The organism is Hubeiibacter jixunmingi, assembly GCF_041928215.1.
In the GTDB taxonomy this organism is placed as follows: Bacteria; Pseudomonadota; Gammaproteobacteria; order Pseudomonadales; family Moraxellaceae; genus Acinetobacter.
The window spans coordinates 1-6977 of sequence record NZ_JBHFHK010000084.1 but is presented as its reverse complement, the minus strand read 5'-3'; the positions used below and the strand labels follow the sequence as shown (position 1 = coordinate 6977).

Annotated in this window: 9 protein-coding genes; 3 read left to right on the top strand and 6 right to left on the bottom strand. The window is 36.2% G+C overall.

What is annotated here, in order from left to right:
* The first annotated feature begins 217 nt into the window (after positions 1–217).
* The gene (locus tag ACEYX7_RS10100) at positions 218–427 is read left to right on the top strand and encodes a hypothetical protein (RefSeq protein WP_374900527.1); all 210 of its coding nucleotides are present in this window, start codon (positions 218–220) and stop codon (positions 425–427) included.
* On the opposite strand, the gene ACEYX7_RS10095 is transcribed toward ACEYX7_RS10100, so the two are convergent.
* Entirely contained in the window at positions 424–675 is a 252-nt protein-coding gene (locus ACEYX7_RS10095) for a hypothetical protein (RefSeq protein WP_374900525.1), read from the bottom strand. The genes ACEYX7_RS10100 and ACEYX7_RS10095 overlap by 4 nt on opposite strands.
* 552 nt (positions 676–1227) lie before the next feature.
* On the opposite strand from ACEYX7_RS10095, the gene recR reads away from it, so the two are divergent.
* Together recR and ACEYX7_RS10085 are read left to right on the top strand one after the other, a co-directional pair.
* Positions 1228–1830 (top strand): recombination mediator RecR, encoded by a 603-nt coding sequence (gene recR, locus ACEYX7_RS10090; RefSeq protein ID WP_374805418.1) that lies wholly within the window; start codon positions 1228–1230, stop codon positions 1828–1830.
* An 82-nt stretch (positions 1831–1912) separates the two neighbouring features.
* Positions 1913–3106 (top strand): ribonuclease D, encoded by a 1194-nt coding sequence (locus ACEYX7_RS10085; RefSeq protein WP_374805417.1) that lies wholly within the window; start codon positions 1913–1915, stop codon positions 3104–3106.
* A 92-nt stretch (positions 3107–3198) separates the two neighbouring features.
* Here the strand turns inward: ACEYX7_RS10085 and ACEYX7_RS10080 are convergent, their stop codons facing one another.
* The 5 genes from ACEYX7_RS10080 to ACEYX7_RS10060 form a co-directional block, all read right to left on the bottom strand.
* Positions 3199–4377: a JmjC domain-containing protein gene (locus tag ACEYX7_RS10080; RefSeq protein WP_374805416.1), complete on the bottom strand. Its 1179-nt coding sequence runs from the start codon at positions 4375–4377 to the stop codon at positions 3199–3201.
* Between the two features lie 73 nt (positions 4378–4450).
* Positions 4451–5005: a hypothetical protein gene (locus tag ACEYX7_RS10075; RefSeq protein WP_374807024.1), complete on the bottom strand. Its 555-nt coding sequence runs from the start codon at positions 5003–5005 to the stop codon at positions 4451–4453.
* 70 nt (positions 5006–5075) lie between these two features.
* On the bottom strand, positions 5076–5657 hold the full coding sequence (locus tag ACEYX7_RS10070) for a Maf family protein (protein ID WP_374805520.1): 582 nt from the start codon (positions 5655–5657) through the stop codon (positions 5076–5078).
* A 110-nt stretch (positions 5658–5767) separates the two neighbouring features.
* A complete protein-coding gene (locus tag ACEYX7_RS10065) occupies positions 5768–6151 on the bottom strand; it encodes a DUF2237 family protein (protein ID WP_374805522.1) in 384 nt (127 codons plus the stop codon).
* A 130-nt stretch (positions 6152–6281) separates the two neighbouring features.
* The gene (locus ACEYX7_RS10060) at positions 6282–6602 is read right to left on the bottom strand and encodes an SEL1-like repeat protein (protein WP_374805523.1); all 321 of its coding nucleotides are present in this window, start codon (positions 6600–6602) and stop codon (positions 6282–6284) included.
* Positions 6603–6977 lie beyond the last annotated feature (375 nt).

Here is a 6977-nt window from a genome sequence, read left to right as displayed (position 1 = left end):
GATGAATCTTTTGCTGCTAATATCTATCTGGCTGCAACAATAATCAATTTGCGTTAATTGTCAACACGCCCTACAAATCACAATTTTTATTTATTATTTTATTTTAGCTGTCGATAGTACACAGCAACATCACCTTGCGTTATGGCACTTTTTTGTTGCGAATGCTTTGGAAGAAATGTGTGCATCAATCGGCTTGGTTGTAATATTGAGTCTAAGTATGCAGTATGCTAGACCACAATTTGCTGGTACGGATTTTACTGTTCAGGTTTCTATTATGACCATTATTAGTGGTTCATTATATTTGCTTAGTGGTATATTGGCACAAAAAATAGGTTATGCAAACTTATTAGTTGTAATTATTATTTTGAGTTTTTTTGCGATAATCCCCAAGATATATTGGTATAAATTATCCCAGCAAGACAGCTAATCGCTTAAACTGAGATAAATATTTTTTTCTGCCAAAATGGTATTTAATAACGCCTTTTGCCAACGATATTGTATGATATAGATATAGATATAGATATAGATATAGATATAGATATAGATATAGATATAGATATAGATATAGATATGTGCAGTATCTTTGCGACGGCGTACCGTAGAGCCACTCAATGCTAAATAATAATTTTCATTACTTCCTGTATTCTGCTGACTGAGTCGCTTAGCATAACGCAACGTAAAATCCAAAAAATCGATATGATAATCAGCTTTTTGTCGGCAAATAATATAACAGTATGGTAATTTGGGTAATTGATAATGCAGAATAACGATTTTTTCAGGTTGATGATTGATTATTATCTCAAATTCATCGATTAAATTTAAACGTTGTTGTTTTATTTCGTTATAAATTTTTTTGAAATAATTTGCGTGTATATCAGTATCACCATGTAGCATAGGGTTGATAAAATACTTATCATAGTCATGGGATTATATCATTGATTTAGGGAAATTTTTTACAAAAAACTTAACTTGTTTGAGGCATTATTTTCAGTTAGAATAGCGATCCATCTTGGCGAATCCTATGCTATTTTTAATCATGAGAATGATCATGATTTATAAATCTTAACATGCGTATTCAGTTGTTCATTTTATTAGATATGTCATTTTAAAATAAATAAATTGAAATAAATCAGATAAATAAAATTTTATTCGGTGATGAGCTTTGATGTGATATTTTGGTAATGGTTTTTGAAAGCCATAAAATAGCAATGAAATGTTGGGCAAAGTATGTATAGTGAACGTCTTAATCACTTGATCCAAAAATTACGTATCTTACCAAGCGTGGGCTCAAAATCAGCACAACGTATGGCATTACATCTGCTGATGAGAAAACGTCAAGAAGCTCTCGAACTTGCACAGGCGATACAAGCTGCTGTAGATTCGATTCACGAATGCGAGATTTGTCATGCACTGACTGAGCAAGATATTTGTGAAATTTGCCAAGATGATGAGCGTGATGCAAGCCTGATTTGTGTAGTCGAATCACCTGCTGATATTTTCCCTATCGAGCAGAGCGGTAGCTATCGTGGCAAATATCACGTATTAAATGGGCATTTATCGCCTTTAGATGGCATTGGCCCAGAAGAAGTAGGTATTCCACATCTTGTGGCACGTCTAAGCCATGGCGATATCCAAGAGGTTATTTTAGCAACCAATGCAACCGTTGAAGGGCAGGCAACAGCCCATTATTTGGTAGAAGCCTGCCGACATCTGCCTATCAAAATCAGTCGTATCGCACAAGGTGTACCTTTGGGTGGTGAATTGGAATATGTTGATAGTCACACATTACATCAAGCGCTTACACATCGTCTTCGTCTAAATCAAAGCTAGAGTGACGCATTGTATTAGCATGTGTGATGTAGAATAAATTGACGATGACAGCAAAGCATAAGTTGGCCAAAGGAGCAATACTATGCCAAATTTAAAGCATGAGTATATTTTTCGTTCCAATGATGTATTGGCACTCAGTCAGCGTTTAAATGAAAATAGTATTATCGCTGTAGATACGGAGTTTTGCCGTAGACATACTTATTACCAACACTTGGGTTTGTTACAAATCAATTTGGACGGTGACGTTTTTTTGCTAGATGGTCGTTTGGATTTAACGGTACTTTGGCAAAAGATTTTTCAAATTAAACAAAATATTTTCCATTCTTGTGCAGAAGATGTTTCTTTGATTCATGCTTATGCAAAACAACAGCCTTTAAATAATCTTTTTGATACGCAAATTGCATTGGCTTATCTCGGTTATGGCACACAAATAGGTTACCAGTCTGCGGTAGAGCAAATCTTAGATACTTATATTGATAAAGAACAAAATTGTTCAGACTGGTTAGCTCGTCCTTTGACACCTGCACAGAAACAATATGCGGTGAATGACGTTTATTATCTTTCTATCATGGCAGCCGAAATCAAATCGATACTTCAACAAAAAGGCGTATATGATCACTGTTTGGAAGATGCACAAAGCCTCAGTAAAGAAGTGATTTATAATGGATCAGCACAGAGTTACTTTGTTGATTTAGCACATAATAAGCTCAATCGAAGACAACTCATGCAGCTTAAACAGCTATGTTACTGGCGTGAGGAACTGGCAATGAATCAAGATCGTGTACGCAGTAGCATTTTGAATGAGCAACAGATGCGTAATTTGGTCGAACACGCACCACGAACGTCATGGCAATTGTTTGCACAAGATTATGAGATCAAGCCGCAGACATTAAGACATTATAGTGAACAAATTTTAGCACTACTCAATGATTTGCCTGCCGAAGCAGACTGGCCAAGCTTGGTGAGAATTCGTAATACAGCAGTATTGAATGAACAACGTGAATTGTTATTGGATAAAATTGATGATGTGGCAGAGCATTTAGATATTGCCAGCGACGCATTGATTCGAAAAAAATGGCTATCAGCAATTATGCATGAAGCACTCAATCGTCATGAACAATACCAAGATGACTATAATCAGCTGCCTGACTATTTACTGGGTTGGCGTAAGGATGTCATTACTGAGCCATTGATTGAGATGGTTATGCAGTTTTATAGAGAAAATCAAAATATGGATTGGCGAGAAATTAAATCAAGAAATAAAGCCACAAAATAATTGACAATAAGTTAGAACAAAGCGTATTCGCATGGGTTTGATAGCTATAATAAAACATCAAACCCAATGGTTTAGATTGTATCTACAGGTGATTATTCCGCTTCAAGCAACATCAAAATACTTTGATTGATTGCCATCAATACATCGGCAATAATATTTTCATCATATTGTAATAACTGTGCCAAAGTGATGATTTCACCATCAGCCAATTGTTTAAATAATTGCTGCGAGGCATCATCAATACATAAGCATTCACCATTCGCCCAAAATTCTAGCAATTCCGCTTGGGCAGATTGGCGATACAACAAGCGACTGGCAGGCTCAAGCAAAATTTGGCTGTCATCGCTAAAATCTTCTCGCAATTCTTCTAAGCTAATTTCTTCATTTTCAGGAATATTATCAGGATATTTGGCTTCACTTGCCAATGCCATCACCGCCATTTCAAATTGCGTATCTTGTTGTAAAGCATCTAATAATTGCTGTTTGAGATAAGCAAATTCTTCACCGCTGATTAATGCCGTGCTTTGACTTGGGCGACGTGAAATATCGATGATTGGAGTTTTGAAATGACTTTGGTCAGCAAAACGGTCGCTGACATGGTCAATCAATTGGGCAGCATTCGGCATACGGAAGCCAAAAGAAAAAGTCAGGCATTCATTTTCTGCGACACCATAATGTGACAAGCGTGGCGGTACATACAGCAAATCGCCTGGCTGTAACACTTCATCAAAATCCACGTCCATGTCAGGCAATAATTTTAACGGTTGATTGGCGACAGAGGCGGTATTTTCATCGCACCATTGCCCGAGTTGCCAACGGCGTTCGCCATAACCTTGCACCAAAAACACATCATAAAAATCAAAATGTTTGCCGACTGAACCGCCTTTTGGGGCATACGACACCATAATGTCATCACGACGCCATTGTGGAATAAAATCAAATTGTTTCCAAAGCTGAGCCAAGTCCAATGAATAATGATCCACCGCTTGTACTAATAATGTCCATTGTTCAGGTAATTTTTTAAAATCTTTTTTACTTAAAGGTGAATTTTTAACTTGCCAAATTTCACCTTGCTCGCCTGTTTGGGTAATCAAGCGTGCGGTGATTTCAGGCTCTTGTGCCAATTCCAAAATATCATCTGGCTCAAACATATTTGCCAATTGGGGTAAGGCATTGCGTACCAATAATGGTTTTTTTTGCCAATATTCAGTTAAAAATTGCTCGGCAGTCAAACCGCCCAAGACCGCAAGTGGGGTAGTATGTTTTGACATGGTCATGTCCTAAAAAAATATCAATCGGAGTTATTTTACAATATTTAGATTAGGATTTGGCTTCAAAGTCGTTTTATTTCTTTAACCAAGTTTGTATTTGTTTAGATTGAGCATCATCAAAATAAATACGCACAGGCTGTTTAGAAATAAGTGTTGGTTTAAACAAACTCATAAAAGGCTGCCTTACTGCGACCACATCAATATATTTTTGCTGATTGATTTGCTCAAGGATTTGAGCCGCATCATCTCTGCTTTTTTGGTTAAATTCTGCACTGTTTAATTGAATTGAAAAACTGTATACATGAGTATTGCCTTGACCACAGTTTTGCTGTTTGGCATATTGTGCAAGTTCTTTCGCATTAAACTGGCTTTGGTCGGACAAATCATAAACTCGACCAAAGCCTGTAAGATTGTCAAAATATTGTTTATTAGATTGATGATTGCTTTGTAATATCTGTAAGACGATAGGCGGTTGTGCGGGCTGATTGGCAATATTTTGAAAATCTTGATTGACACACGCCGCCCCCATCAAGGTATAACTACTTGGATAAATATTCAACAGATTGGCGTCATGCAAATTTAATTCGTCCATAAATGTGGTTGGACGCGCATGGGCTGAATTACACATGATTAAAGCCAAACTACAGCAAAAAAATAATTTGATGTTCATGGATTATTACCTAAAATTTTCTAAAAAATCACACCCGAAAACCATATTGACGCAACAATTGACAAAGGCTAATCATCGGTAAACCCATAATGGCGGTAAAATCATCCGACTTTGTCCATTCAAATAAACTGATACCCAAGCTTTCTAATTTAAAACTGCCTGCACAAAAATAAGGCGTATCTTGCTGTAAATAATAGTCAATTTCTGCATCACTTAAATCACGAAATTTTACTTGTGAATGAATCACCACAGTCGTATCAATATTTTGCCGTACGGATTGTAGCGATAATCCTGTACGAAAATTTAAAATTTGCCCTGATTGGCGTTGTAATTGAGCAAAGGCTTGCAGATAATCCATCGGTTTACCGACAAAATCAAAAGGATCGCTTGCCAAAAAGGCAACCTGATCCGAACCAATCACCACAGCATCAGGATGTTGCTTGGCGATAAGTAAGGCTTTTTCTTGGCTTAAACGGCGTGCCAATTGTTCGGCATCTTCGCCTGATTTTGGGCTTTCATCAATATCAGGACTCATGGCTTGATAAGGTAAATTTAAACGTTCTAATAGCTCACGGCGAATGCTTGAGCTTGATGCGAGAATCAGTTGCATGATTTTATTCCAATGATTTTAAATAAATTTTAACTGTTGATTTGGTCGTGTTACGCTATCGTTAACAACGACCTGCTATTTAAAAAAATAAGCGAAATTTAAACCATAGATTAAATCGCATAATCTTTCAAAGTATCCAAATCAACAAAATGCAATACACTGGCATGACAAGCGTTGAGTTTGATTCTTGGAGCTTTGTGATATTGAAAAGCTTCTATCCAACGTGACACACACAAACACCAATAATCACCTGCTTCTAAACCGACAAAACCATATTCAGGGCGTGGCGTGGATAGGTCATTGCCCATCTTTATGGAAAATTGCAAAAATTCATCGGTCATTTCAGCACACACGGTATGCAAGCCTTCATCGTATATGCCCGTATGACAAAATCCGTCACGATAAAAGCCCGTAATCGGGTCAAAACAGCAACTGGCAAGCGGTTGCCCCAGTACATTTAAGCGATTAATTTCGGGTAATGGATGAATTGACATCTGTTAAAAAATTCCAATAAATTTATGGTTTGACTATATCATGATTTATGTAAATTTAAAGTCAGTAAAAGCATCAGAAAAAAATAATCCCCAATATTTTGGGGATTTTTGTGATAATATGAATATTAGCTTATGCAAACCAATTTGCAGTAACATGTTCGGTGCAACCTAAGGATGAGCATTCTGCACAGATGTTAAGAAAGTTATTTGCAATTTCATCGCCATTTACAGTAGCAGCTACATACCATTCCATGGCTTTTTGTAAGTCTTGCTCAACATACCCACCGTAAAAGTATTGGTCAGCTAACCAACGTTGTGCTTCAGCATCACCATTATTTGCCAAGTTTTGCATAAAAGAAAGTGAAATGCTCTCTGAGTAAACATAATCAGCGATATTGAATGCTTTAGCAGTATTCGCACAAAAAGTTTTGATGTTATTGAGATTAGACATTTTCGATTCCTCCATGATATGGGTGAATGTGTTAGTTGATAACTGCAGTATAGACGATTACAAAACATCTACGATTGCCAAAATTGACAATCTTTGTCAGTGAATAAAATATGTTAAAAAAATGTCATATATGAATAAAATGTGAATTAAATCATATAAAATTGAAATAATGACTGAAATTGAATAATAATTATTCTCGTTTAGTGTGTTTTATAAGTTATTCATTACTTTTTCAGAATAAACTTAATTTTATAGATTGGCAAAAAGTTACATTTGTAAGCCAAAAACTCATAAAAACTTAAATTAGGGTGTGTTGACATACAAAGAAAATCAGTTATTCTGATTATATGAATAGACTAACACTTACTGATGCCC

Bases quoted from the DNA above. Each gene is read 5' to 3' on its own strand.
- ACEYX7_RS10100 (WP_374900527.1), top strand. From the start codon at position 218: ATGCAGTATGCTAGACCACAATTTGCTGGTACGGATTTTACTGTTCAG.
- ACEYX7_RS10065 (WP_374805522.1), bottom strand. From the start codon at position 6,151: ATGTCAATTCATCCATTACCCGAAATTAATCGCTTAAATGTACTGGGG.
- ACEYX7_RS10075 (WP_374807024.1), bottom strand. From the start codon at position 5,005: ATGTGTAATTCAGCCCATGCGCGTCCAACCACATTTATGGACGAATTA.
- ACEYX7_RS10085 (WP_374805417.1), top strand. From the start codon at position 1,913: ATGCCAAATTTAAAGCATGAGTATATTTTTCGTTCCAATGATGTATTG.
- recR (WP_374805418.1), top strand. From the start codon at position 1,228: ATGTATAGTGAACGTCTTAATCACTTGATCCAAAAATTACGTATCTTA.
- ACEYX7_RS10070 (WP_374805520.1), bottom strand. From the start codon at position 5,657: ATGCAACTGATTCTCGCATCAAGCTCAAGCATTCGCCGTGAGCTATTA.
- ACEYX7_RS10080 (WP_374805416.1), bottom strand. From the start codon at position 4,377: ATGTCAAAACATACTACCCCACTTGCGGTCTTGGGCGGTTTGACTGCC.
- ACEYX7_RS10060 (WP_374805523.1), bottom strand. From the start codon at position 6,602: ATGTCTAATCTCAATAACATCAAAACTTTTTGTGCGAATACTGCTAAA.